The sequence below is a fragment of the Blastococcus sp. SYSU D00669 genome, from assembly GCF_054050715.1.
The window spans coordinates 26,385-49,050 of sequence record NZ_JBJGZV010000013.1 but is presented as its reverse complement, the minus strand read 5'-3'; the positions used below and the strand labels follow the sequence as shown (position 1 = coordinate 49,050).

The 22,666-nt window shown below is 75.6% G+C and carries 24 protein-coding genes; 7 read left to right on the top strand and 17 right to left on the bottom strand.

Features of this window, described 5'->3' with window-relative positions; translation table 11 throughout:
* Positions 1-195 precede the first annotated feature (195 nt).
* Entirely contained in the window at positions 196-1,473 is a 1,278-nt protein-coding gene (locus ACI8AF_RS11345; RefSeq protein ID WP_456539808.1) for an MFS transporter, read from the bottom strand.
* Positions 1,466-2,515 (bottom strand): AraC family transcriptional regulator, encoded by a 1,050-nt coding sequence (locus ACI8AF_RS11340; protein WP_456539807.1) that lies wholly within the window; start codon positions 2,513-2,515, stop codon positions 1,466-1,468. The genes ACI8AF_RS11345 and ACI8AF_RS11340 overlap by 8 nt, the downstream gene beginning before the upstream one ends.
* A gap of 204 nt (positions 2,516-2,719) precedes the next feature.
* On the opposite strand from ACI8AF_RS11340, the gene ACI8AF_RS11335 reads away from it, so the two are divergent.
* The 3 genes from ACI8AF_RS11335 (at position 2,720) to ACI8AF_RS11325 (ending at position 5,860) form a co-directional block, all read left to right on the top strand.
* Positions 2,720-2,950 carry a response regulator transcription factor gene (locus tag ACI8AF_RS11335; protein ID WP_456539806.1) on the top strand — a complete coding sequence of 77 codons (231 nt, stop codon included), beginning with the start codon at positions 2,720-2,722 and terminating at the stop codon, positions 2,948-2,950.
* Between the two features lie 176 nt (positions 2,951-3,126).
* Positions 3,127-5,634 (top strand): AAA family ATPase, encoded by a 2,508-nt coding sequence (locus tag ACI8AF_RS11330; protein WP_456539805.1) that lies wholly within the window; start codon positions 3,127-3,129, stop codon positions 5,632-5,634.
* A 7-nt stretch (positions 5,635-5,641) separates the two neighbouring features.
* A complete protein-coding gene (locus ACI8AF_RS11325) occupies positions 5,642-5,860 on the top strand; it encodes a response regulator transcription factor (RefSeq protein WP_456539804.1) in 219 nt (72 codons plus the stop codon).
* Between the two features lie 22 nt (positions 5,861-5,882).
* On the opposite strand, the gene ACI8AF_RS11320 is transcribed toward ACI8AF_RS11325, so the two are convergent.
* Positions 5,883-7,037 (bottom strand): AI-2E family transporter, encoded by a 1,155-nt coding sequence (locus ACI8AF_RS11320; RefSeq protein WP_456539803.1) that lies wholly within the window; start codon positions 7,035-7,037, stop codon positions 5,883-5,885.
* Positions 7,038-7,282: 245 nt separating this feature from the next.
* Between ACI8AF_RS11320 and ACI8AF_RS11315 the strand changes: the two genes are divergently transcribed.
* Complete coding sequence (locus ACI8AF_RS11315; protein ID WP_456539802.1) at positions 7,283-8,911, top strand: M20/M25/M40 family metallo-hydrolase; 1,629 nt, start codon at positions 7,283-7,285, stop codon at positions 8,909-8,911.
* 61 nt (positions 8,912-8,972) lie between these two features.
* Here the strand turns inward: ACI8AF_RS11315 and ACI8AF_RS11310 are convergent, their stop codons facing one another.
* From ACI8AF_RS11310 to ACI8AF_RS11295, 4 genes are read right to left on the bottom strand one after another with little or no spacing between them, the layout of a single operon-like run.
* The gene (locus ACI8AF_RS11310) at positions 8,973-9,296 is read right to left on the bottom strand and encodes a YciI family protein (protein ID WP_456539801.1); all 324 of its coding nucleotides are present in this window, start codon (positions 9,294-9,296) and stop codon (positions 8,973-8,975) included.
* The gene (locus tag ACI8AF_RS11305; RefSeq protein WP_456539800.1) at positions 9,293-9,817 is read right to left on the bottom strand and encodes an SRPBCC domain-containing protein; all 525 of its coding nucleotides are present in this window, start codon (positions 9,815-9,817) and stop codon (positions 9,293-9,295) included. Before ACI8AF_RS11305 ends, ACI8AF_RS11310 begins: the two co-directional genes overlap by 4 nt.
* On the bottom strand, positions 9,814-10,221 hold the full coding sequence (locus ACI8AF_RS11300) for an ArsR/SmtB family transcription factor (RefSeq protein ID WP_456539799.1): 408 nt from the start codon (positions 10,219-10,221) through the stop codon (positions 9,814-9,816). The genes ACI8AF_RS11305 and ACI8AF_RS11300 overlap by 4 nt, the downstream gene beginning before the upstream one ends.
* Positions 10,222-10,226: 5 nt before the next feature.
* The gene (locus ACI8AF_RS11295) at positions 10,227-10,583 is read right to left on the bottom strand and encodes a VOC family protein (protein ID WP_456539798.1); all 357 of its coding nucleotides are present in this window, start codon (positions 10,581-10,583) and stop codon (positions 10,227-10,229) included.
* Between the two features lie 171 nt (positions 10,584-10,754).
* Here ACI8AF_RS11295 and ACI8AF_RS11290 point away from each other — a divergent pair, with 171 nt between their 5' ends.
* Together ACI8AF_RS11290 and nagA are read left to right on the top strand one after the other, a co-directional pair.
* Positions 10,755-12,203, top strand: coding sequence for a glycoside hydrolase family 3 N-terminal domain-containing protein (locus ACI8AF_RS11290; RefSeq protein WP_456539797.1), 1,449 nt, complete (start codon positions 10,755-10,757; stop codon positions 12,201-12,203).
* Entirely contained in the window at positions 12,200-13,336 is a 1,137-nt protein-coding gene (nagA, locus tag ACI8AF_RS11285; RefSeq protein WP_456539796.1) for an N-acetylglucosamine-6-phosphate deacetylase, read from the top strand. Before ACI8AF_RS11290 ends, nagA begins: the two co-directional genes overlap by 4 nt.
* Here nagA and nagB read toward each other — a convergent pair.
* The 7 genes from nagB to ACI8AF_RS11250 form a co-directional block, all read right to left on the bottom strand.
* A complete protein-coding gene (gene nagB / locus ACI8AF_RS11280) occupies positions 13,311-14,093 on the bottom strand; it encodes a glucosamine-6-phosphate deaminase (RefSeq protein ID WP_456539795.1) in 783 nt (260 codons plus the stop codon). The two genes, nagA and nagB, sit on opposite strands and share 26 nt — an antisense overlap.
* A 1-nt stretch (position 14,094) precedes the next feature.
* Positions 14,095-15,036, bottom strand: a complete 942-nt coding sequence (locus ACI8AF_RS11275) for an ROK family protein (RefSeq protein ID WP_456539794.1) — start codon at positions 15,034-15,036, stop codon at positions 14,095-14,097.
* Positions 15,033-15,884 carry a carbohydrate ABC transporter permease gene (locus ACI8AF_RS11270; RefSeq protein ID WP_456539793.1) on the bottom strand — a complete coding sequence of 284 codons (852 nt, stop codon included), beginning with the start codon at positions 15,882-15,884 and terminating at the stop codon, positions 15,033-15,035. The genes ACI8AF_RS11275 and ACI8AF_RS11270 overlap by 4 nt, the downstream gene beginning before the upstream one ends.
* Entirely contained in the window at positions 15,881-16,876 is a 996-nt protein-coding gene (locus ACI8AF_RS11265; RefSeq protein WP_456539792.1) for a carbohydrate ABC transporter permease, read from the bottom strand. Before ACI8AF_RS11265 ends, ACI8AF_RS11270 begins: the two co-directional genes overlap by 4 nt.
* Positions 16,877-16,944: 68 nt before the next feature.
* Positions 16,945-18,276 carry an extracellular solute-binding protein gene (locus tag ACI8AF_RS11260; RefSeq protein ID WP_456539791.1) on the bottom strand — a complete coding sequence of 444 codons (1,332 nt, stop codon included), beginning with the start codon at positions 18,274-18,276 and terminating at the stop codon, positions 16,945-16,947.
* Between the two features lie 95 nt (positions 18,277-18,371).
* Entirely contained in the window at positions 18,372-19,550 is a 1,179-nt protein-coding gene (locus tag ACI8AF_RS11255; protein WP_456539790.1) for an ROK family transcriptional regulator, read from the bottom strand.
* Between the two features lie 84 nt (positions 19,551-19,634).
* Positions 19,635-20,276, bottom strand: coding sequence for a hypothetical protein (locus ACI8AF_RS11250; protein ID WP_456539789.1), 642 nt, complete (start codon positions 20,274-20,276; stop codon positions 19,635-19,637).
* Between the two features lie 165 nt (positions 20,277-20,441).
* On the opposite strand from ACI8AF_RS11250, the gene ACI8AF_RS11245 reads away from it, so the two are divergent.
* Complete coding sequence (locus ACI8AF_RS11245; protein ID WP_456539788.1) at positions 20,442-20,684, top strand: hypothetical protein; 243 nt, start codon at positions 20,442-20,444, stop codon at positions 20,682-20,684.
* Between the two features lie 84 nt (positions 20,685-20,768).
* On the opposite strand, the gene ACI8AF_RS11240 is transcribed toward ACI8AF_RS11245, so the two are convergent.
* From ACI8AF_RS11240 to ACI8AF_RS11230, 3 genes are read right to left on the bottom strand one after another with little or no spacing between them, the layout of a single operon-like run.
* Positions 20,769-21,050, bottom strand: a complete 282-nt coding sequence (locus tag ACI8AF_RS11240) for a ubiquitin-like small modifier protein 1 (protein WP_456539787.1) — start codon at positions 21,048-21,050, stop codon at positions 20,769-20,771.
* Positions 21,047-22,126 carry a WD40/YVTN/BNR-like repeat-containing protein gene (locus ACI8AF_RS11235; RefSeq protein ID WP_456539786.1) on the bottom strand — a complete coding sequence of 360 codons (1,080 nt, stop codon included), beginning with the start codon at positions 22,124-22,126 and terminating at the stop codon, positions 21,047-21,049. Before ACI8AF_RS11235 ends, ACI8AF_RS11240 begins: the two co-directional genes overlap by 4 nt.
* A 55-nt stretch (positions 22,127-22,181) precedes the next feature.
* A complete protein-coding gene (locus tag ACI8AF_RS11230; RefSeq protein WP_456539785.1) occupies positions 22,182-22,619 on the bottom strand; it encodes a hypothetical protein in 438 nt (145 codons plus the stop codon).
* Positions 22,620-22,666: the final 47 nt, after the last annotated feature.

Genomic DNA, 22,666 nt, shown 5'->3' with positions numbered 1-22,666 from the left:
GCCGTCGCTGCAGGCACTCGGGCGCTGGGGGGCGGATCGGGGGGCAACTGACCGCTCCGGACCGGTCGAGACCGCTCAGGACCGCTCCACGACGTCCGAGGAAACGCATAGCCTGCGCATTCGTCGGGCCACCAGGCCCGGGACCGGCCTCACTCGCGGGTTCGACTCCCGTCACTCACCGCATGCCGGCGGGGGTCAGGTGGCGGGGGCGACGCCGCGCCCGCCGGCGGCGTGGGCGCGACGCCCGACGAGGAGGACGCCGACGGCCAGGACCGAGACCACCGGCGCCCACCGCAGCGCGGCGGGCAGGCCGAGCCGGTCGGCGAGGGCGCCGGTGACCACCGGGCCGGCGGCCAGACCGAGCAGGTTGTTCGCCATCGCGAGCACGCCGAGAGCGCTGGCGCGCACCGACGCGGGGGCCATCTGCGCCACCAGGGCACCGGCCGGTCCGACGGTGCCGGCGGTGAATAACGCCCCCGCGCCGATCAGGACCAGCTGCGCCGGCCCGGCAGGCAGGGAGAAGCCCGCGCCGAGGAGGACCAGCGACGTCGCGGCGTAGCAGATGGCGCTCGTCCAGCGGCGCGCGGACCGGGTGCGACCGAGCCGGTCGGTGAGCAGTCCGCAGGCGATCATGCCGACGCCCATGAGCAGCAGCAGGGCGGCGGCGAGCCCGGCGGCGGTGCCGGCCGGCAGCGCGTAGGCCCGCTGGAGGTAGCTCGGCAACCACGCGACCAGGGATCCGGCGAGGAACAGCTGCAGCCCGCTGCCCAGGTAGACCCAGAGCACGGCCGGAGGGGACAGCACCGCGGACAGCGGCGCCCGCGCGCGCCCGCCCGCCGGGCCGTCGGCCGGATCGGGCTGGGCGTGGCGGGCGAGCCGGTCGTCGGTGACCAGCACCTTGAAGGCGATGAGCAGCACGAGGCCGATCGCGGCCATCGCCGCGACGGCCGGGCGCCAGCCGAAGCGCGCGGCCAGCACCCCGCCGAGGAAGATCCCGAGGACGGCGCCGAACGAGCCGCCGGCGGTGAACGCCCCCGCCAGGACGGCGCGCCGGTGGGAGGGGAAGACCGCCAGCACCATGGCCAGGCCGACGCTGCCGTAGGCGGCCTCGCCGACGCCGACGAGCACGCGGGCGCCGAGCAGCTGCCCGTACCCGGCGGCCAGTGCGGACCCCAGCGTGGCCAGGCTCCACAGCCCGGCCATGAGCAGGACGGCGCGGCGGTGGCCGCGGCGGTCGGCCAGCACCGACAGCGGGACGGTGAGCAGCGCGACGGTGAGCGCGACCACGCTGCTGAGCGCGCCGAGCTCGGTGTCGTTCAGCGCCCACTCGGCCTTGAGGAGCGGGAAGACCGCCACGAAGACCTGCCGGCACATGAAGTCCGACAGCAGCAGGGCGAACGCCAGCGCGAAGACCGCCCACGGGAACGCCGACCGGCCCGCCCCGGTTGCCGGCGGGTCGGCGGCGTCAGCCACGATCCCCGACCTCGTCCCGCAGCGACGGGCGGGGCAGCGGTCCCGGATGCGTGCGCTGGCGCCACTCGGTGGCGGTGGTGCCGAACTGCCCGCGGAACCAGACGGAGAACGCGCTGGGGGTGGCGAAGCCGAGCAGGTGCGCGATCCGGGCCAGCGAGTAGGTGTCGTTCGCCAGGTACCGCTCGGCCCACCGGGCGCGGGTGGCCTGCACGATCGTCGAGAATGTCTCGCCGTCCTCGGCCAGGTGCCGTCGCAGCGTGCGCGGTGGGACGTTGAGCGAGCGGCTGACGTGCACCAGCGAGCAGCGGCCGGTGGGCAGCAGGACCTCCACGATCGAGCGGACCTGCTCGGACGGGCCGGCCGGCCGGGGGGCGGGCACGGTCTCGAGCAGCCGGCGGGCGTAGGCCCGCATGTTCGGGTCGGCGGTCACCGTGGGCAGGTCCAGGTCGCGCGCCGGGAAGACCACGCCGGTGAACGGCTGGTCGAACCGCAGGCCCGGGCCGAACACCTGGTGGTAGCGGCCGGGATCGGCCGGCGGGCCGTGGGCGAACACCACCGACAGCGGCTGCCAGTCGGCCCGCGCAAGGCCGCGGATGACGTTGACCACGACGGCGGTGGTGCCGTCGAGGAACTGCCGGACGGGGACCGGCGCGCCGAAGTCCAGCCAGACCTGCACCGTGGCCAGCCCGTCGGCCTCGACGAGCCGCAGGTCCATGACGCCGGTGTAGGCGCGCTCGTAGCGGATCAGCAGGTCCAGCGCGCTGCGCAGGTCGAGCTCCTCCCGCACCACCACGCTGAGCGGTCCGAGCGCCGAGAGCCGCCGGTAGCCCACCATCCGGAGGGCGAAGTCCTCGCGGCCGGACTCCGCCGCCGAGCGCTCCAGCAGCCGGGCCACCGGGACCGCGGGGATCCACCGGTCCTGGTCGGCCAGCGCGTCGAGGTCCAGCCCCTCCTCGGCCATCAGCCGTGCCGGGTCCAGGCCCACGGAGCGGGCCACTTCCGGGTAGCCGGTCAGCGCGGCGTAGCGGACGAGGCGGTCCACCCCGGCTCCTCCCGCTGGTGGCCCGGATGCGCAAGCGGAGCGGCCGCATCGGGAAAGCGGTCCGACCTGCGACTTCCTACCGTGGCGGCACCCCGGACCGCGCCGCCCGAGCCGGCCGCCGGTTCCCGGGGTGCTGCAGAGGATCCCTCGCACCGGACCGGGAGCGGCCGGCACCGGCGCGGGCGCGAGGAACGGAGCGCACCGATGCACGACCCGCCCGCGGACGGCCACCACGACCGGAGGCCGGTCCTCTCCGCCCGGGATCTCGACGCGCTGCGCCTGATGGCCGCGGGCCGGTCGACCGCGCAGATCGCCGCGGCCCTGTCGGTCTCCCCGAACACCGCGCGCACCCGCATCCACCGCCTCCGCGCCAAGCTGGGCGCCACCGACCGGAAGCACGTGGTCCCCCGCGCACGAGACCTCGGGCTGCTCTGACCGTCCCACCCCCGAGGGCCTGGCCACCGGTCCAGGGTCTCCTGCCCCGCGTCCACCGCCCTGTGTCGAATCGACTCGGTTGTGGCCGAGATTACAGGGCACCGCCTGACCGCACTCCCCTTCGAGCAGCGCCCGTCGCAACGGCCGTCCGGTGCGGCGGGCAGTGGAGCCGACCGATGTCCCGACCGCCTGATCCGACCGGCGGGGCGCGCCGCCCCCGGCCCGAGCACCACGTCGCCGACCGGACGGGGAGCGTGCTGCTGCCGAGCAAGCTCTCCCCACCGCAGCTGGGCTTCCCACCGCTGCTCCGACCGCGGCTCCTGCAGGCGCTGACCCACGGGGTGGCGACCACGCCGGTGACCCTGGTGGCCGGACCCGCCGGTTCGGGCAAGTCCGTCCTCGCGGCCTCGTGGCTGCGGGAGCAGCAGGGCGGCCGCGTGGCCTGGCTGTCGCTGGACGCCGGCGACGACGACCCCGCCGCCTTCCGGGCGCACCTCGTGGCGGCGCTGCGGCAGACCGGGGTGGACCTGGCCGGGGCGGGCCCGGCCGGACTCATCCCGGGGGCCTGGCCGTCGCAGGTGGCCGCGGCGCTGACCGCGCGAGCGCAGCCGGTGGTGCTCGTCCTGGACGCCGCCGACAGCCTCACCGACCGTGAGCTGATCCGCGACCTCGACCTGCTCGTGCGGCACGCCGGCGCGCGGCTGCGGCTGGTGCTGTGCGCCCGCGCCGACCCGCTGCTGCCGCTGCACCGCTACCGGCTCGACGACCGGCTCACCGAGATCCGCACCGACGCGCTCGCCTTCACCGCGGAGGAGACCGGGAGGTTGCTCGCCTCGCTGGGCGTTCCCGTGCCGGCCGAGGTCGCCGCGGCGCTCCAGCGACGCACCGAGGGGTGGGCGGCCGCCCTGCGGCTGGCCGCTTCCGCTCTCGCCCGGGGCACGGAGCCCGACCGGCTGCTGGCGTCGCTCGCCGCCGACGAGGGCAGCGTCGCCCAGTACCTGGTCACGGAGGTGCTCGAGCGGCAGCCGGCCGGCGTCCGCAGGTTCCTGCTCCGGATCAGCGTCACCGACCAGCTGTGGCCCGACCTGGTGGACCGGCTGGCCGGTCGGTCCGGCAGCGGTCGCGTGCTGACGCCGCTCGCAGCGGCGAACGCCTTCGTCGAGCGGGCACCGGGCGCTCCCGGTGGCTTCCGCATCCACAGCCTCTTCCGAGAACTGCTCCAGGCGCAGCTGGCCCACGAGGACCCCGGTGCGTACGCCGCCGGACACCGGACGTGCGCGGCCCGGTACGCCGCGGCCGGCGACCTGCCGGCCGCGGTGGACCACGCTCTCGCCGCCGGCGACGAGGCGCTCGCGGCCCGTCTGCTCGTGGACGACCTGGCCGTCGCCCGCCTGCTCGGCGAGGGCGCGGGCGCCGCACCGCGACCGGCAGCCGCCGGCGGGCCCGATGCGGCGGTGCTGCGCGCGGCCGCGGCGCTCGGCGGGCACCGGCCGGCCGAGGCCGCGGACGTGGGCACGGCCGCCGCTGCCGCCGGCGATCCCCGCACCCGCCCCGCGCTGCGGGCCTGCGCGGCGGTCGTCTGCGCCGTCGCGGCGGCCGCCGGCCCCGTCCCCTCCCCGGTGCGCGCCGCCGCGCAGGCCGCGGAGACCCTGGTCGCGGACCTGCCCGCCGCGCGGGCCCTGGAGCGGTCGCAGCTCGCCGCCGTGCTGGCCACCGGCCACGCCACCGCCCTGCTGCACAGCGACGCGCCCGAACGAGCGCTGCGCGACGCGGTCGGCCGCGCCCTGACCGCCGGACTGGCCGCGGACGCCCCGGGGCCGAGCGCCCGCTGCCTGGCCGAGCTGGCCCTGAGGGAGGCGCTGGCCGGGCGGCTGCGCCGGGCGGCGCAGCTGGCGGCCGATCACCAGGCGCTCGCCGACGGACGCCGGGTGCCGGAGGCCGACCGGGCCGCCGCCGCTGCCGTGGCCGCCGCCTGGGTCCACCTCGACCGGCACGAGCTGGCCCCGGCCCACCGCTGGCTCGCCCGGGCCGCGCAGCGCGCCGGCGACGCCGTCGTCACCGGCCCGCTGCGTGCCGTGCTGGAGCCGGCTGCGGCGCACCCGCGGCGAGCTCGACGCCGCCGCGCGCCTCCTCGGACCGTCGCTCGACCTGCCGGGGGTCCCGGGCTGGGTGCGCGAGCACGTCCTCGCCGAAGCCGTTCGGCTCCACCTCGCGCGCCGCGACGGCCCGACGGCGCTGGCCCTGCTCGCCCGACTGCCTGCGGAGGTCCCGCGCGCGGCGGTCCTGCGGTCCACCGCCGCGGCGTGCGGCCTCCTCTCCGACGACGGGGGCGTCGCCGACGGGCGGCCCGACACCGGCGGCCCGCTGCCGCTCGGGCTTGCGGTCGAGGACGCCGTGGCCCGCGCCTGCTGGTCCGCCGCCGTCGGCCGGACCCCCATCGCCGTCGCCACGCTCGAGCAGGCCCTGCGGACGGCGGCGCCGGAACGACTGCGGCGGCCGTTCCTCGACGCGCCCGCGCAGCTGCGGCCGCTGATGCGCGCCCATCCCGCGCTGGCCGCCGCAGGCGCCTGGCTGAACCCCACCGCAGCGGCGATCCCCGCGCCGCGCCGTCCTCCCGATCACGCCGTCGGGTCGGCCGCGCCGGCGCGGCCACCGGCGGCTGTCGCCGAGCTCAGCTCGCGTGAGCTCCAGGTGCTGCAGCACCTGGCCGAGATGCTGTCCACCGCCGAGATCGCCGCCGCGCTGTTCGTCTCGATCAACACCGTGCGCACGCACGTCCGCGCCATCCTGCGCAAGCTCGGCGTCACCCGCCGCAACGAGGCCGTCCGCCGGGCCCGCGAGCTGCACCTGCTCGAGCCCGCGCACGCGGCCACCGCGGGGACCGGCGTCCCGGCCCGCACGGCGGGGTGACGGTCGCCGGGCTGCCGGGCGTTCACTCGCGGGCCGGCGTCGGTTCCCCGCTCTCCGCGGGAGCCCCGGTCGGCGGCTCGGCGGGGGACTCCGCCGTCCTCGGCCGGTGCGTGCGGCGGGTGCGCGGTGGTCGCCCTCCCGACACCCCGGCGAGCAGCACCGCCGCCCAGCGGCGCTCGGGGTCCTGCACGACGAGCACGGCGTGCACGAAGAGGGTGAGCGGGACCGCCAGGACGGCGCCCATCGGCCCCAGGACGAGGGTCCAGACGATGACCGACAGGAAGGTCAGGGTGACCGAGAGGCCGACCGTGTCGCCGACCACCACCGGCTGGACCACCGACTGCAGGACGAAGTTCGCCAGCGAGTAGATGAGCACGACGAGCAGCGCCGTGCCGGGGCCGTCCACCAGGAGCGCGAGCAGGGTCGGCGGGGCCAGCCCCAGGAAGAACCCGATGTTGGGCACGTAGTTGGTGAGGAACGACAGCAGCCCCCACAGCAGCGCCAGCGGGATGCCGAGGACCAGCAGTGCGATCGTGTCGACCACGGCCACGGCGAAGCCGAACACCGTCGTCACCACCAGGTAGCTCCGGGTGTTCCGCGCGAACTCGCCGAGCGCCGCGCGCAGCCGGCTCGTGCCGGGCACCTGGGCGAGCCGCTCGGGCAGCCCGGCACCCTCGACGGACATGAACAGCGCCGTCGCCAGCACGAGGACGAACGCGCCGAGCCACCCGACCACGGTCCCGAGGAACCCGCCCACCACGTCGACGACGTCGCTCAGCTGGATCGACGAGAGCGCCTGCTCCACCTGGTCGCGGCCGATCCCCGCCGAGCTCAGGGCCGACCGGAGGCCGTCGAGCATCTTGTCCCACTCGTCGGCGTACTGCGGCAGCACGGTCGCCAGCTGGCCGACCGAGACGACGACGGCGAGCGAGAAGGCGATGAGGCCGCCGTCGACGACGAGCACCACCGCCGCGACCGCGAGGCCGCGCCGCACCCCCCGTCGGGCCAGCACGCCGACGAGCGGCTGCGCCACGACGGTGAGCACGAACGCGAGCAGGACCGGCGCCAGGACCGGCGCCCCGGCCCGGATGCCCCACACGGCGACGGCGGCTCCGGCCACGCCCAGCACGACGGTGAGCCACAGCGGGAGGGCGCGCCGGACCTCGGGGTCGGTCATCCCCCCACGCTGGACGACGCCGCGCCCCTCGGCGTCGTCTCCCGCGGGTGAGCGACGGGTCAGGACGCCACCGACACGCCGGGGCGGCGCGAACGTGACCTGCGCCGTTCAGGAATTTCACCCGCACCCCTTGAGCTTCCTCACAGCCGGCGCACAGGATGACGGCGTTCCTCCGGCGACAGCCTCCGGAAGAACGGGGGCGGAAGGGGGCTGCCCGCCGGGTCCACCCAACGGCGGGAGAGAACGTGCCACGCACCAGCAGGACGCTCGCGGTCGTCACCGCGGCGACGGCCATGATCACCGTGACGGCGACCAGCGCCACCGCGGCGCCCGGGACCGACACCTCGCCCCTGACCGACCCGGAGTCGGCGAGCGTCGTCATGGAGCACCTGGAGGAGCTCCAGAAGATCGCGGACAACAACGGCGGTACCCGAGCCAGCGGGACGCCCGGTTACGACGCATCGCTGACCTACATCTCAGATCTGCTCGAAGACGCGGGCTACGTGGTCACCCGGCAGGACTTCACGTTCAACTCGTTCCGACAACTGTCCGCCCCGGTCTTCGAGCGGCTCTCCCCCACCACACGCACCTACGCCGAGGGCACGGACTTCTTCACCGCCGAGTACTCCGGCAGCGGCGACGTGACCGCCCCGGTCGTGCCGGTGGACCTCGTCGAGCCGACCGCGACCGCCAGCACGTCCACCAGCGGCTGCGAGGCGGCCGACTTCACCGGCTTCCCGGACGGAGGCATCGCCCTGGTCCAGCGGGGCACCTGCGACTTCGTCGTCAAGGCGGAGAACGCCGAGGCCGCCGGGGCGGACGGCGTGATCATCTACAACGAGGGCACGATCGGCGTCGCCGACCGGAACGACACGCTCAACCCCACCCTCGGCGACCAGGCTGACGTCGCCATCCCCGTCGTCGGCACGTCCTACCTCATCGGTGACGAGCTGTGGGACCTGACGAAGACGGCCGAGGTCCAGGTCCGCCTGCGGACGGAGACGGAGATCGAGCTCGACGTCCCCACGTCGAACCTCATCGCCGAGACGCCCACCGGCCGGGACAACCAGACGGTGATGGCCGGCGCCCACCTCGACTCGGTGCCGGAGGGGCCGGGGATCAACGACAACGGGTCCGGTTCCGCCGTGCTGCTCGAGATCGCGCTCCGGATGGCCGAGCTGGGCATCCAGCCGACCAACACCGTCCGGTTCGCGTTCTGGGGCGCCGAGGAGGCCGGCCTGGTCGGCTCCCAGCACTACGTGGACAGCCTGTCCCGGCCGCAGCTGAACCAGATCGACCTCTACCTCAACTTCGACATGGTGGGCTCGCCGAACTACGGCCGGTTCATCTACGACGGTGACGGCTCAGGCTTCGGGATCACCGGCCCGAACGGCAGCGAGTCGATCGAGGCGGTCTTCGAGTCGTGGTTCGCGGCGGAGGGTCTGGCCACCCTGCCGACGGCCTTCGACGGGCGCTCGGACTACGACGCCTTCATCTCGGCCGGGATCCCCGCCGGCGGCCTGTTCACCGGGGCGGAGGACATCAAGACCGAGGAGGAGGCCCAGTTGTTCGGCGGGGTCGCGGGCGTGGCCTTCGACCCCTGCTACCACGCGGCCTGCGACAGCCTCGATCCCGTCGGGGACGGTGCCGACGCCGCCCTCTACCAGTCGATCAACGCGGCGTACGGCGGGGCCCTGGAGTGGAACGGGACCACCTCGAACGTCAACCGGACGGCTCTGGAGGAGATGTACGACGCCACGGCGCACGCGATCCTCACCTTCGCCATGGCGACCGCCTCGGTGAAGAACAACGCCCAGGGCGCGGCCAACCCGGCCGGTCGCGGGGACGCCCTCGGCCACCACGACCGCCGCTGATCCGGGCACTGCCGGCGGACGGCCCCGCGGCGAGAGCCGCGGGGCCGTCCTCGTACCGGGGTCAGGACGACGGTGCGACGTCCGGGCGGGGCCGGACGAAGGCCGAGATCATGGGGTGCACCTCGGCCGTGCAGGTGCCGGAGGTGACCGCCGGGTCGGCCTCCCGGATCCGGTGCAGCTCCGCGACGTCGTCGGCCTCGACGACCGCCATCCCCCACGCGCCGGTCGGCTCGGCGACGGGGCCGTAGACGACGACGCTGCCGCCCTCGAGCAGACCGGCCCAGTAACGGCCGTGCTCGGCCATGACCGCGGCCTCCTCGGGCGCCATGGTGAACGCGAAGTCCGGCCGCGGCGGGAGGAGCTTGTAGAGGAAGTGCTGCGTCACCGTGCCCCCTCCAGCGCGTCGGCGAAGCGGCCGAGGATCGTGGCCCAGCCCTGGGTGAAGGCGCCGCCGGTGTAGCCACCGGGCAGCGCGCAGTCCGCCGACAGCTCGGCGCGGTCGAGCGCCTCCCAGCCGCGGTGCTCCACGGCCACGCGGGTCACGGCCGGCGACAGCGCGGTGAAGGTGAGCTCGACCTCGGTGGCCGCGCCGGTGACCAGCCAGGTCATGACGAACCGGTGGGGTGGTTCCCAGTCGAGGACGGTCCCCCAGTCGACGGTCGTGCCGTCGTCCCAGGTCTCGTAGACGCGCCCGCCGGGCTGCGGCTCGAAGGTCACGTCGCGCACCCGGTCGCCGCCGCCGGAGAAGGGCTCGACCGGCCACCAGGTGCCGATCGTGGCGACGAAGACGTCGAAGGTGTGCGCCTGGTCGCTGCGCACCACCGTCGACTGCCGGACCGGCGGGCGGCGCAGCGGCAGCACCGTCGCGGGGGCCGGGTCGTCCGGGAGCTCGGCGGGTCGGGTCATCGGGTGCCCTCTCTGCGCGCCGGACCGGTGCCGGTCCGGGTCGGTCGCGGATCCTGCCGGACGTCGCCGCCGGAGGTGCGGTCCTCCTCCACGAGACGGCGGGCGACGTCCAGCGAGGAGCCCCACATCTCCTCCAGGAACTCGCGGAGCCCGGCCAGGCCCTCGGGCCGGGCGCGGTAGAGCCGCCGGGTGCCGTCGCGGCGCTCGGTCAGCAGGCCGGCGGTCTTGAGCACCGTGAGGTGCTGGCTGACCGCCGTCCGGGTCACGTCGAAGGCGGCGGCGATCTCACCGGCCGCCAGCTCGTCGTGGGCGACCAGCCGCAGGATGGCGCGGCGCCGCGGCTCGGCCAGCGCGCGCATCGCCTCGTCCAGCGGCTCGGCCGCCGCGGCGTCCCCCCGGGCCACGGCCGTCAGCCCCAGAGCCCCACGGCGTTGCCGTCGGGGTCGGCGAACATCGCGAACGTCCCGTAGCCGCCGGGCAGGTCGGTCGGGGGCACCAGCCGGGTGCCGCCGAGCTGCTCGGCCCGCTGCAGGTAGGTCTCGAGGTCGTCCACGCGGACGTAGATGCGCACGCCGGGGCTGTCCTGCTCCTCGACCGGGCCGATGCCGCCGCCGATGGCCCCCTCCCCCGCGGCGGTGTCGACCAGGCCGTAGCCGCCCATCCCGGGGTCGGCGGCGACCTGCCAGCCGAACAGCTCCCCGTAGAACCGCTGAGCCCGCTCGTGGTCGGGGCTGGTGACCTCGAAGAACGCGACCGGTGCACCCATGGCTGTCTCCTCTGCTCGTTCCGTCGGTGTGTGCTAACGTTAGCCTCTGCTGACGCTACTCGTCAACCCCATGAGCACGAGCCGCCCTCCTGCGCTTCCCCGCCCATTCCTCGTCGCATTCGTGCGAGGATTCCCACCGGTCCCGGAAATGGACGACGGAGAGCAGAGGGCATGTCCGATCTCGACCGGCTGGTGAATTCCTGCCTCATCCCCGGATTCGACGGCGCAACCCTCCCGGAATGGGTGCGGAAAGCGCTCGACGAGGGGCTCGCCGGGATCTGCGTGTACGGGCAGAACCTCCCGCCCGGTGTCGACGGGAGCGACCAGGTGGCCGCGCTGAGCGCCGCGGTGCGCGCGGTGTCGCCCGACGCGCTGGTGTCCCTGGACGAGGAGGGCGGCGACGTCACCCGGCTCGAGTACCGGGTGGGCAGCGGGTACCCGGGCAACCTCGCCCTGGGGGTGGCCGACGACGAGGCGCTCACCGAGGCCGTGGCGACGGCGATCGGCGCCGACCTGCGCCGGGCCGGGGTGACGCTCGACCTCGCGCCGTCGGTCGACGTGAACAGCGACCCGCGCAACCCGGTCATCGGCGTCCGCTCGTTCGGCGCCGACCCCGGCCTCGTCGCGCGGCACGGCGCCGCGTACGTCCGGGGGCTGCGCGCCGCCGGCGTGGCCGCCACCGCCAAGCACTTCCCCGGCCACGGCGCCACCACCGTCGACTCGCACCTCGGGCTGCCCGTCGTCGACGTCGACGAGGCCGGCTTCCGCGCCCGCGAGCTGCCCCCGTTCCGGGCCGTGGTCGAGTCCGGCGTCGAGGCCATCATGACCTCGCACGTCGTCTTCCCCGCCCTCGACGACCGCCCGGCCACGCTCAGCCGCCGGCTGCTGGTCGACGTGCTGCGCGACGAGCTGGGCTTCGCCGGGGCCGTCGTCACCGACGCCCTCGACATGGCCGGGGTCCGGGCCCGGCACGGCATCCCCGAGGCCGCCGCGCTCTCGCTGGCCGCCGGTGCCGACCTGCTGCTGGTCGGGGCCGAGGACGGCGCGGAGCACTGCGCCGCGATCCGGCGGACGGTCGAGCGGCACCTGCGCGAGGGCCGGCTGACCGAGGACCGGCTGGTCGAGGCGGCCGGCCGGGCGGCCGCCCTGCGCGCCCGGGTCGCCGGCCCCGCGCCCCGGCCCGATGGCGGGGTCGGGCTCCGCGCGGCGCGGGCGGCCCTGCACCGCCGCGGCGAGGTGGCGCTGCCGGCCCCGGCCGTGGTCGCCGAGCTGCGGGCCGGGGCCAGCATGGCCGTGGGCGCCGCGGCGTGGGGCCTCGCCGGCCCGCTGGCCGACCTCGGCCTGCTCGCCGAGGTGGTCGCCGTGCGGGAGGGCGAGCCGCCGGTCGAGCAGGTGCTCGCCCGCGCCGAGGGCCGACCGCTGGTGGTCGTCGTCCGCGACGCCTACCGCAGCCCCTGGCAGGAGAAGTGGCTTCGCCGCGCCACCGAGGCCCGGCCCGACGCGGTCACCGTCGCCGTCGGCATGCCCGACGACCTGGCCCTCGTCCCCGGCCCGGCGCTGGCCACCCACGGCGCCGCCCGGGTCTGCACGCAGGCGGCCGCCGAGGCGCTGCACCGGTGACCACGGCGCTCTCCGGGGCACGCCTGCTCGACGCCGGCGGGCGGGTCGACGACGCCTGGGTGCTGCTCGACGGCGCCCTCGTGGCCGCCACCGGCACCGGCGCTCCGCCGCCGGCCGACGAGACCGTCGACCTGGCCGGGGCGTGGCTCGTGCCCGGCTTCGTCGACCTGCACGTCCACGGCGGCGGCGGGCACGCGTTCGACGACGGCGCCGACGCGGTGCGGGCCGCGCTCGCCGTGCACCGCGGGCACGGCACCACCCGCTCGCTGGTCAGCCTCGTGTCCCGCCCGGTCGAGGAGCTGGAGGCGTCGCTGGCCGCCGTCGCCGCGCTCGACGACCCGCTCGTGCTCGGCGCCCACCTCGAGGGGCCGTTCCTCGCCCCGGCCCGCTGCGGCGCCCACGACCCCCGCCACCTGCGCGCGCCGACGCCCGAGGTGGTCGACCGGCTGCTCGCCGCGGGGCGCGGGGTGCTGCGGTCGGTCACCCTCGCCCCCGAGCTGCCCGGCGGCCTCGACGCCGTCCGGTGGTTCGCCGACGCCGGCGTGACCGTCGCCGTCGGGCACACCGAGGCCGACCTGGACCTGACGGCGCGGGCCGTCGACGCCGGCGCCCGGCTGCTCACCCACGCCCTCAACGCCATGCCGGGCCTCGGCCACCGCGCGCCCGGTCCGGTCGGCGCGGCGCTGGCCGACGAGCGCGTCGTCCTCGAGCTGGTGCTCGACGGGCACCACGTGCACCCGGTGGTCGCCGGGCTGCTGTTCGCCGGCGCCCCCGGGCGGATCGCGCTGGTCAGCGACGCGATGGCCGCGGCCGGCGGCCCCGACGGGGAGCACCGGCTGGGCGGGCTCGACGTCACCGTGCGCGACGGCGTCGCCGTCCTGGCCGGGACGACGACGCTCGCGGGCTCCACGCTCACCCTCGACGCCGCGCTGCGCACCGCGACCCGCGCGGGCGTCGACCCGGTCGCCGCCGTCACCGCGCTCACCGCCACGCCGGCGCGCGTGCTGGGCCTCGACGACCGCCTGGGCCGGCTGGCCCCCGGCCACGCCGCCGACGCCGTCGTCCTCGACGACGGCTGGAGCGTCCAGGCCGTCTGGGCCGCCGGCTCTAGGGTCGCTGCCAGTCCGGCTTGAGCGCGTAGGTGTGCCGGTAGTAGTCGGCCAGCCGCAGCCGTGACCCGGCCGCCTCGTCGACGACCACGCTCACCCGCGGGTGCAGCTGCAGCGCCGAGGCCGGGCAGACGCCGGCCAGCGGCCCCTCCACCGCGGCCGCGACCGCGTCGGCCTTGGCCGCCCCCTGCGCCACCAGCACCAGCTCGCGCGCGTCGAGGATGGTGCCCAGCCCCTGGGTGAGGCAGTGCGTCGGCACCTCGTCGGGCGAGGCGAAGAAGCGCGCGTTGTCGCCCCGCGTGCGCGGGGCGAGCGTCTTGATGCGGGTGCGCGAGGCGAACGACGACGTCGGCTCGTTGAAGCCGATGTGCCCGTTGGCGCCGATGCCGAGGATCTGCACGTCGACGCCGCCGGCCGCGGCGATCGCCTCCTCGTACCGCCGCGCCGCCGCGTCCAGGTCGGCGGCGCGGCCGTCGGGCACGTGCACCTTCCCCGGGTCCAGACCCAGCGGCCCGACCACGGTCCGGCGCAGCACCGCCGCGTAGCTCTGCGGGTGGTCGGCCGGGATGCCCACGTACTCGTCGAGCGCGAAGCAGATGACGCGGGAGAGGTCCAGCTCCCCGGTGGCCACCTGCCGCGCCAGCTCGGCGTAGATGCCCTCGGGCGAGGAGCCGGTCGCCAGACCCAGGACCGCGGCGGGCCGGCGGCGCACCACGGCCGCCACCTTCGCCGCCGCCAGCCGGCCGACCGCCCCGGCGTCGGGCAGCAGCACCACCTCCACGTCAGGTCCCCGCGGGGACCAGCCCGCGGACGGTGAGCGCGGCCCCGATCGGGGCCACCGGCACCTCCTGCGGCACCACCTGCAGCCGGTCGGCCAGCGCCAGGCTGCGCAGGAACGCCGAGCCCGCGGCCTGCCGGCGCACCGAGGCGGCGACCGCGTCGAGCAGCGGCGTCCCGACCTCGGCCACGCCCCCGCCCAGGACGACGTGCTCGACGTCGCAGGTCAGCACCAGGAGGCGCACCGCGGCGGCGACCGCGTCGGCGAACGCGTCGCGCACCCGCCCCGCCCGCGGGTCGCCCTCGGCGGCCGCGGCGAACAGGTCGACCGCGGTGGGCCGGCCGTCGCGGTTGGGCCAGGCCGCGTCGATCGCCGTCCCCGAGGCGTAGAGCTCCAGGCAGCCGCGCTGCCCGCACGGGCACAGCGGGCCGGCGTGGTCGACCGGTACGTGCCCGATCTCCCCAGCTGCGCCGCGGTGCCCGCGGCGCAGCTCGCCGCCGAGCAGCAGGCCGGCGGCCACCCCGGTGCCCAGCGCCAGGAACGCCAGGTCACCGGCCAGCCCGAGCACCCGCGCGGCACCGACCGCGGCGACGTTGAGGTCGTTCTCGACGACGACGGGCACGCCGCCGAGGCGGGCACCCAGCGTCGGCGCGAGCTCGACCTCCTCGTCGGAGATGCCGAGGTTGACCGCGTGCGTCAGCCGGCCGGTGACCGGGTCGACCAGGCCCGGCACCCCGGCGCCGACGCCGGCGAGGGCGGCCGGCTCCAGCCCGGCGCCGGCGCACAGCCGGGCGACCACCTCGGCCGCGGCGGCGACCACGCCGTCAGCGCCGGGCCGGGTCGAGACCCGGGCGGTGGCGCGCACCCGCGCGTCGTCGTCGAGCAGCACCCCGAGGACCTTCGTGCCGCCGATGTCCAGGCCGGCCGACCAGCGGTCCGCGGTCACCCCTTCACCGCCCCGGCGACGAGCCCGGCGCTCATCCGCTTCTGCACGACCAGGAAGAAGACGATCACGGGGACCGAGATGAGGGTGGCGCCGGCCATGACCACGCCCCAGTCGGTGGCCCGGTTGGCCTCGACCAGGCCCTGCAGCCACAGCGGCAGCGTGCGCTGCGCCGGGTCGGTCATGACCACCAGCGCCAGCGTGTACTCGTTCCAGGCCTGCAGGAACCCGTACACCCCCGAAGCCACCAGCCCGGGCGCCAGCAGCGGGAACGTGATCCGGAAGAAGGCCGCCGTCCGCGACAGGCCGTCGACCATGGCGGCCTCCTCCAGCTCGACCGGGACGCCGCTGACGAAGCCGCGCAGCATCCAGATCGTGAACGGCAGGATCGCCGCGACGTAGACCAGCGACAGCCCGGCGATCGCGTTGACCAGGTGCCACCCGTCGAGGACCTGGTACTGGGAGATGAACAGGCCCTCGGCCGGGATCATCTGCACGACCAGGACGAGCACGATGAACGACTTGCGCCCGCGGAAGCGGAAACGGCTGATCGCCAGCGCCGCCAGGAATGCGAACAGAATGGCGGCGACGAGGGTCAGGGCGGTGACCGCGAGGGACACCCGGAAAGACGCGAAGAATGTGGAGTCGGTGAGGACCTGCCGGAAATTCCGGAGAGTCCCGTCGAGCGGGAAGAAGGTCGGCTCCGGGGTGCGCAGCCGATTGGTCGGCAGAAACGCGGAATTGACCATCCAGTAGATCGGGAAGACCCAGACGAGGGCCACGGCGACGGCAAGCACGCCGAGCAGCCGGCGGCCGGCACCCCGCCGTCTCCCCCGGACGGCGGTCGTCATGCGTCCTCCTCCCGCAGCATCCGGCGGATGTAGAAGACGGTGAGGACCAGCGTGATGGCCAGCATGATCGTGGCCATGGCCCCGGCCATGGAGAACTCCTTCGCCAGCGAGTAGATGAAGGTGCCCAGCAGGTGCGTCTCCCGGGTGGGGGCGCCGGCCTTCTGCAGGACGTAGATCTGGGTGAACACGCGCAGGTCCCAGATGACCTGCAGCAGGGCCACGACGGTGAGGACCGGCCGCACCATCGGCAGCGCGATGTGCCGCAGCCGCTGCCAGGAGCTGGCGCCGTCGAGCTCGGCCGCCTCCATGCACTCCTCCGGCACCTGCAGCAGGCCGGCGTACACGGAGAAGACCACGAACGGGACGCTCATCCAGACGACGATCACCGTGGCCAGCAGGTAGAACGACCACGGCTCGATCAGCCAGGAGTGCTGGCGCATGCCGTCGAAGCCGAGCACCTCGGCCAGCACCCAGTTCACGACGCCGTACTGGGAGTCGAACAGCCACTGCCAGACGGTCAGCGTGGCCAGCACCGGCGTGCCCCACGCCAGCAGCAGCCCCACCTGCAGGGTGATCCGCGAGAACCGGCCGACCTTGGTCATGAGGACGGCGAGGCCGAACCCGATGCCCATGGTGAGCCCGGCGTTGACCAGGCAGAAGGCGATCGAGCGGCCGATCACGCTCCACACGTAGGAGTCGGTGAGCAGCTCGACGTAGTTGTCCAGCCCGACCCACTCGGCCGGCCGGCCGAACTGCTGGGCCAGCCCGTACTCCTGGAACGAGAGCACGAACTGCCGGGCGAGCGGGTAGCCGAGGCCCACCGCGATCGGCACGAGCGCGGGGACCAGGAGCAGCCAGGGCCCCAGCCGGCGGCGCACCGGACGGCGGCGGGGTGCCGCCGCGGCCGGGGCCGGGGGCGGCGCCGGGACGACGGGGGCCCGCGGGGGTGCCGGCGGGACGAGCGTCGCCGGGGTGCTGCGGGGAGCGGGCATGGGGCACTCCGGGGTGCGGGTCCGGCGCCGGGGGCGGGGCGTCCCGCCCCCGGCGCCGGACCGGGCGGTCAGTTGAGCGTCTGCGTGATCAGCTCGTCCGCCCGGGCCGCCGCCTCGGCGAGGTCGGCGCCGGCGGCCACCTCCTGGAAGAAGTCCTCCAGGATGCGGTCACCCTCGACGTCGGCCCAGTTCTCCGCCGCGGGGGTGAGCTTGGCGGTCAGCGCGGCGTCGAGCGCGGCCTGGGCGTAGGCGTCGTCGCCGAGCGCGTCGGCGTAGGCGCTGTTGCCCGGGATCAGGCCGTTCTCGGCGAGCATCGTCTGGTACTCCTCGCTGAAGATGATCTCCAGCAGGTTCCGGGCCAGGTCCTGGTTCTGCGACAGCGCCGGGATGGCGATGTTGGAGCCGCCGGCGAACACCGTGGCGGGCTCGCCCGCCGTCGGGCCGGGCAGCGGGAAGACCCCGGTGAGCTCCTCGTTGCAGGCCTGCTGCTCCTCGAGCAGCGCCTCGGCCTCGGGCGAGGTGTCCTCCGGGTCGACGCCCTTGTTGCACTGCGGCAGGTCGATGCTCCACCGCGCCCAGGTCGGCGCCGAGAACATCGCGGCCTCGCCGTTGTTGAACGGGACCCACGGCTCGTTGGAGTCGGCGTCACGCGGTGCCGAGGTTGCGTTGGTGAACAGGTCCTGGACCTGGGCCAGGCCCTCCATCGACTCGGGGCTGGACAGGTTGCCCACCCACTGGTCGCCCTCCTGCACCGCGAGGTCGCCGCCGGCGCTGTAGACCCAGGCGATGCCGTTGTACCAGTCCTGGCCGGGGAACCAGAAACCGGAGAAGGTGGCCGCACCGGTCGGGTTGGCCTGCTGCAGCGCCACCGCGGCGTCGCGGAACTCCTGCATCGTGGTGGGCACCGCGACGCCCGCCTGCTGGAAGATGTCCTTGCGGTAGAAGACCGCGCGGGCGCCGGAGTAGTACGGCACCGCGTAGACGGCGTCGTCGGCCGTGCCGGCCTCCAGGAAGCCCTGGAGCAGGTCGTCGCCGCCGAGGTCCTCGACCATGTCGGTGATGTCGGCGAACGCCCCGGCGTAGGTGAACGTCGGGCTCTGCGTGTTGCCGATCTCGACCAGGTCGGGGGTCTGGTCCTCCGAGGCGAGCGCGGTCTGCAGCCGCGGCACCAGCCCGCTCCAGTCCTGCTCCTCGATGACCAGCGTGGCGCCCTCGTTCTGCGCCTCGAAGGTCTCGACCAGGTAGTCGCGCAGCTCCTGCGGGGTGTCGGTGCCGTTGAGCCAGAGCGTGATCGTCTCGTCGCCGCCCTCGGCGGCCTCGGACCCGCCACCGCACGCGGCGACGGCGAGCAGCAGGCCGACGCCCACGGCGGCGAGCCCTCCCGTGCGTACCCTCTTCATGTCGGGGTTTCCTTCCAGTGCAGCTCAGTCGGTGCCGGACAGCGCCGCTGACGGGGATGTGGTTCTCCGACTTGCAACTGGCCGGCTCGGGGTCGTCACGTGACCCCGAGCTGGCCGGACAGCACGAGGACGGCGGCCCCGGACAAGGCGCCGTCCTCGCCGAGCGAGGTCACCCGCAGCTGCAGGTTGCTGCTGACGACCGGCATGGTGCGTTCCCGGAGGGTCGCCAGCGCCGCCTCGCGCAGGGGGCCGTCCAGGAGCTCCCGAGGTCCGCTGAGCACGACCTCGGACAGGTTGAGCGTGCTGACCACCGGGGCGAGCACGATCCCGAGCCGCCGCCCGACCGCGGCCAGCGCCGTGGTGGTGGCGGCGGCGTCGAGGCCCTCGGTCCGGCGGCGCAGCGCCGGCACCGACAGCACCGTCTCGAGGCAGCCGCTGCGGCCGCAGGCGCAGGGCTGCGGGCGGCCCAGCGGCGCGCCGTCGATGTCGTCCCGCTCGTCGACGGCGGTGACGTGGCCGATCTCGCCGGCCGCGTGCTCGTGGCCCTGGACCAGCGCGCCGTCGAGGACGATGCCGGCGCCCACGCCGCCCCCCACGGTGAGCACCAGCAGGCCGCCGCCGGAGGCCCCGCCGAAGGTGAACTCGCCCAGCGCGGCGGTGTTGGCGTCGTTCGCGACGTGCACCGGCAGGTCCAGGGCGGCGGAGAGCTGGTGCGCGAGGGGCAGGTCGTACCAGCCCCGGTTGGGGGCCTGGAGCACGGTGCCCGAGGGGTCCACGACGCCCGGCGAGCCGACGCCGACACCGAGCAGCGGGCGGGTGGCGGCGGCGACCAGCTCGCGGCAGAGCTCCAGCAGCGCCTCGACGGCGGCCGCGCCGGTGCGCCCGGCGGCGGCGGCCGAGCGGCGCTCGCGGACCTCGCCGGTCAGGTCGAGGACGGCGCCGTGCATCCGCTCGTCGTCGGCGAGGTCGACCGCGACGACCTGGAAGGCGTCGGTGCGCAGGCCGACCATCGTGGCCGGCTTGCCCGGCCGGCCCTCGGCGCGCGATCCCAGCTCGTCGACCAGCCCCTCGGCCAGCAGCGAGGCCACCAGGTCGGAGATGGTCACGCGGGTGAGCCCGGTGGCGCGGGCCAGGTCGGCGCGCGAGCGGGGGCCGGAGTGGAAGAGGTGCTGCAGCACCATCGAGCGGTTGTGCACCCGGGCGTGCTCGGGGAGGACCTTCGCGGTCGGGCGCAGCAGCCGCCGCTGCACCAGGCCCTCGCTCGCCGCCGTCATGGTTTGTTAGGACACCGTCCTTACATACCAGTGTCAAGAGGCCGTCCGCAGCGTGACCTTCTTGTGATCTGGATCGCTCCCGGCTCAGAACGCCCATTCCCAGCCGGGCTCCGGCTCGCCGAGGTCGAGGACCGGTCGCCAGACCACGGTGCCGCTGGTGCTGGCGCTGTCGAGGACCAGCACGCCCTCGTACCGCTCGCCCGGCGCGACCGCCTGGGTCCAGATGTCGTTGCCGTCGGCGGTGCAGGAGAAGGTGCCCGCCGTGCCCGACACGTCGTCCTCGACCACGCCGTCGCGTCCCACCACCGAGAAGACGCCGTTGTCGAGCAGGGTGAAGGTGCCGGCGCCGAACGGGTTCTGGAACCCCGCGAGGCCGGGCAGCGCGGCGATCTCGAGCTGCACGGCGACGAAGTGCCCGTTCTCGGGCTCCTGCACGAGTTCCGGGTCGGCGGTGCAGGCGAAGTCGCCCTCGATCGACACCACCGTGAGCTCGACCAGCTCGGCGCCGTCCGGGCCGGTCACGGTCACCGGCGTGCCGGTCGTCGCCGCGGTGTTGCCCCGGTCGCCGGCGCTGCCGGCCTCCCCGGAGCCGTCGGCCTCGTCCCGGTCGCCGTCCAGCGCCTTGCCGGTGTCGGCGGCGGCCTTGCCGTCGCTCGGCGGGGCGTCGGAGCCGCACCCGGCGACGAGCAGGGCTGCGGCCAGGAGCACGGGCAGGCAGCGGCGCACGGCGACCTCCGCGTCGACGGGTGGTGCGCGACGGTACCGAGGACGGTCACGCCGCGGTCACGTCCGACCCCTCCCCCGTGGCCCGTGGTGCGACTGGGGCCGGTGGGCAGGACACGCCGGGGTCGGTGCTGGTCCGGCGCGCGTGGTCTTCGGACGCTGTCCGGTATGACGAGCACGTACGCCTACGGCACCGCCCATGCGGTGGTGATGGTCGGCTCCTTCAGCTCGGAAGGCCTGGCCCCCCGCCAGATCGGCCCGGCGCACGCCACGATCGGCCGGGTGAACGGGCAGAGCCGCAAGGCGCTGTGCGGCGCCTACGTCGCCCAGGACGAGCAGCTGCCCTGGCCGCCGGAGGGCTACGAGCCCGACCAGCTGTGCCCCGCCTGCGCCGAGCTCGCGACCCTCTGACCCACCCGTCCCCTCAGCCGCCGGCGCGGGAGCGGTGTGCGTCGCCGGCGCACGTCCGGCGCCCGGGTGCGCCGGATCCGCGGCTCAGCCGCCGGCGATCGACGGCAGCACGTGCACCTGCGTCCCCGCCGGCAGCGTCGCGGCCAGGCCACCGGCGTAGCGCACGTCGTCGCCGTCGACGTAGACGTTGACGAACCGCCGCAGCGCGCCGGTCTCGTCGCGGATCCGCCGGGCCAGCATGGGGTGGTCGGCGGCGAGCGCGTCGAGCAGGTCGGCCAGCGTGCCGCCGTCGACGGCCAGCTCGAGGTGCTTGCGCCCGCCGGCCAGGTCGGCCAGCGAGCCGGGCAGCACCACCTCCACGGTCACGGCAGCCCGGCCGCGCGCACGGTGAGGACGTCGGGCAGGTGCTCGACCACCGTCGTGAAGGTCTCGCCCTCGTCGGCGCTGGCGTACACGCAGCCGTCGCGGGTGCCCAGGTAGACGCCGGTGGGGTCGCCGGTGTCGGCGCAGAAGGCGTCGCGCAGCACCGACGTCCACGACCCGTCGGGCAGGCCGCTGGTGCTCGCCGTCCACGTCTCCCCCGCGTCGCGCGTGCGCTGCACCCGCAGCCGGCCGTCCGGCGGCACCCGCTGCATGTCGGCGACCAGCGGGATCACCCACGCCGTCCCCGGGGTGCGCGGCGAGCTGACGATCGGGAAGCCGAAGTCGGCCGGCAGGCCGCCGGCGATCGACGTCCACTTCTGGCCGCCGTCGTCGGTGCGGAAGACCCCGCCGTGGTTCTGCGCGTACATCCGCTGCGGATCGCCGGCGTCGATCGCCACCTTGTGCACGCACTGCCCGTACTCGGGCTCCTCGGGCAGGAAGCCGGCCGAGATCCCGCGGTTGCGGGGCGTCCAGGCGCCGCCGCCGTCCTCGCTGACGTAGACCCCGCCGGCGCTAATCGCGACCACGACCCGGTCCGACGCCGGGTCGGGCAGGATCGTGTGGATCGCCGCTCCCCCGCCGCCGGGCTCCCACGTAGGGCGGTGCGGGTGGTCCCACAGCCCGCGCACCAGGTCGAAGCTGCGGCCGCCGTCGGCGCTGCGCCACAGCGAGTGCGGCTCGCAGCCGGCCCACACCACCCCGGGCCGGTCGGCGGAGTCCGGGCGGAGCTGCCACACCCGCGCGAGCGCCGCGCCGGTGTCCTCCGGGAAGCGGATCGCTCCCTGCTCGGTCTCCTCCCACGTGGCGCCGAGGTCGTCGGACCACATGACGGTCGGGCCCCAGTGGCCGTACTGGATGCCGGCCAGCACCCGCGGCCGGTCGCCGCGGGTGTCGATCGACACCGCGGCGACCTCCTGGGCCAGCAGGTGCGGGCCGTCCAGCGTCCAGGTGCGACGGTCGTCGTCACTGCGCGCGAGCCACAGGCCCTTGCGCGTGCCGATGGCGAGCAGATGGGTCATGACGCCCTCCCGGAGTCGACGGTCTCACGCGTTGGACCGTCCGGAGGACGGGAACTCAGCGGCGGGTGGCCCCGCCGTCGCCGGGCTGCTCGGTGGGGACGGCGTGCCGCCCGTGCGTGCCGTCGACCGGGCCGGTGTGGGTGCCGTTGTGCGACAGGTCGGGCGCCAGCTTCTCGGCCTTGGCCCGCAGCGAGTCGGCGGCCGAGCGGTCCTGGTCGGCCTGCGCCCGGATCTCGGCGGCCTCCTGCTCGGCGCGGGCCGCGCGCTCCGCCGCCTCGGCCTGCTCCCGGCGGGCCCGCGCCGCCTGCTCCTCGGCCAGCGCGTGCTGCTGCTCGGCGCGGGCCGACCTGACCTGCGCCTCCTGCAGGTGCTCGCGCGCCTGCTCGCGGTTGCGCGCCTTGGCCACGCGGCTGCGCTTCTGCGCCATGAGCGCGAGCAGCAGCAGCACGACCACCACCACGACGACGATCAGCACGATCAGCCAGGTGTCCACGACCGTCCCCTTCCTAGAGAGCTGTTGGGAGGGAGGTTCCCGGCGCC

Coding starts and splice junctions, on each gene's coding strand:
- ACI8AF_RS11335 (WP_456539806.1), top strand. CDS start 2,720: ATGCACGACCCGCCCGCGGACGGCCACCACGACCGGAGGCCGGTCCTC.
- ACI8AF_RS11330 (WP_456539805.1), top strand. CDS start 3,127: ATGTCCCGACCGCCTGATCCGACCGGCGGGGCGCGCCGCCCCCGGCCC.
- ACI8AF_RS11320 (WP_456539803.1), bottom strand. CDS start 7,037: ATGACCGACCCCGAGGTCCGGCGCGCCCTCCCGCTGTGGCTCACCGTC.
- ACI8AF_RS11305 (WP_456539800.1), bottom strand. CDS start 9,817: ATGACCCGACCCGCCGAGCTCCCGGACGACCCGGCCCCCGCGACGGTG.
- ACI8AF_RS11295 (WP_456539798.1), bottom strand. CDS start 10,583: ATGGGTGCACCGGTCGCGTTCTTCGAGGTCACCAGCCCCGACCACGAG.
- ACI8AF_RS11290 (WP_456539797.1), top strand. CDS start 10,755: ATGTCCGATCTCGACCGGCTGGTGAATTCCTGCCTCATCCCCGGATTC.
- ACI8AF_RS11270 (WP_456539793.1), bottom strand. CDS start 15,884: ATGACGACCGCCGTCCGGGGGAGACGGCGGGGTGCCGGCCGCCGGCTG.
- ACI8AF_RS11265 (WP_456539792.1), bottom strand. CDS start 16,876: ATGCCCGCTCCCCGCAGCACCCCGGCGACGCTCGTCCCGCCGGCACCC.
- ACI8AF_RS11260 (WP_456539791.1), bottom strand. CDS start 18,276: ATGAAGAGGGTACGCACGGGAGGGCTCGCCGCCGTGGGCGTCGGCCTG.
- ACI8AF_RS11255 (WP_456539790.1), bottom strand. CDS start 19,550: ATGACGGCGGCGAGCGAGGGCCTGGTGCAGCGGCGGCTGCTGCGCCCG.
- ACI8AF_RS11245 (WP_456539788.1), top strand. CDS start 20,442: ATGACGAGCACGTACGCCTACGGCACCGCCCATGCGGTGGTGATGGTC.
- ACI8AF_RS11235 (WP_456539786.1), bottom strand. CDS start 22,126: ATGACCCATCTGCTCGCCATCGGCACGCGCAAGGGCCTGTGGCTCGCG.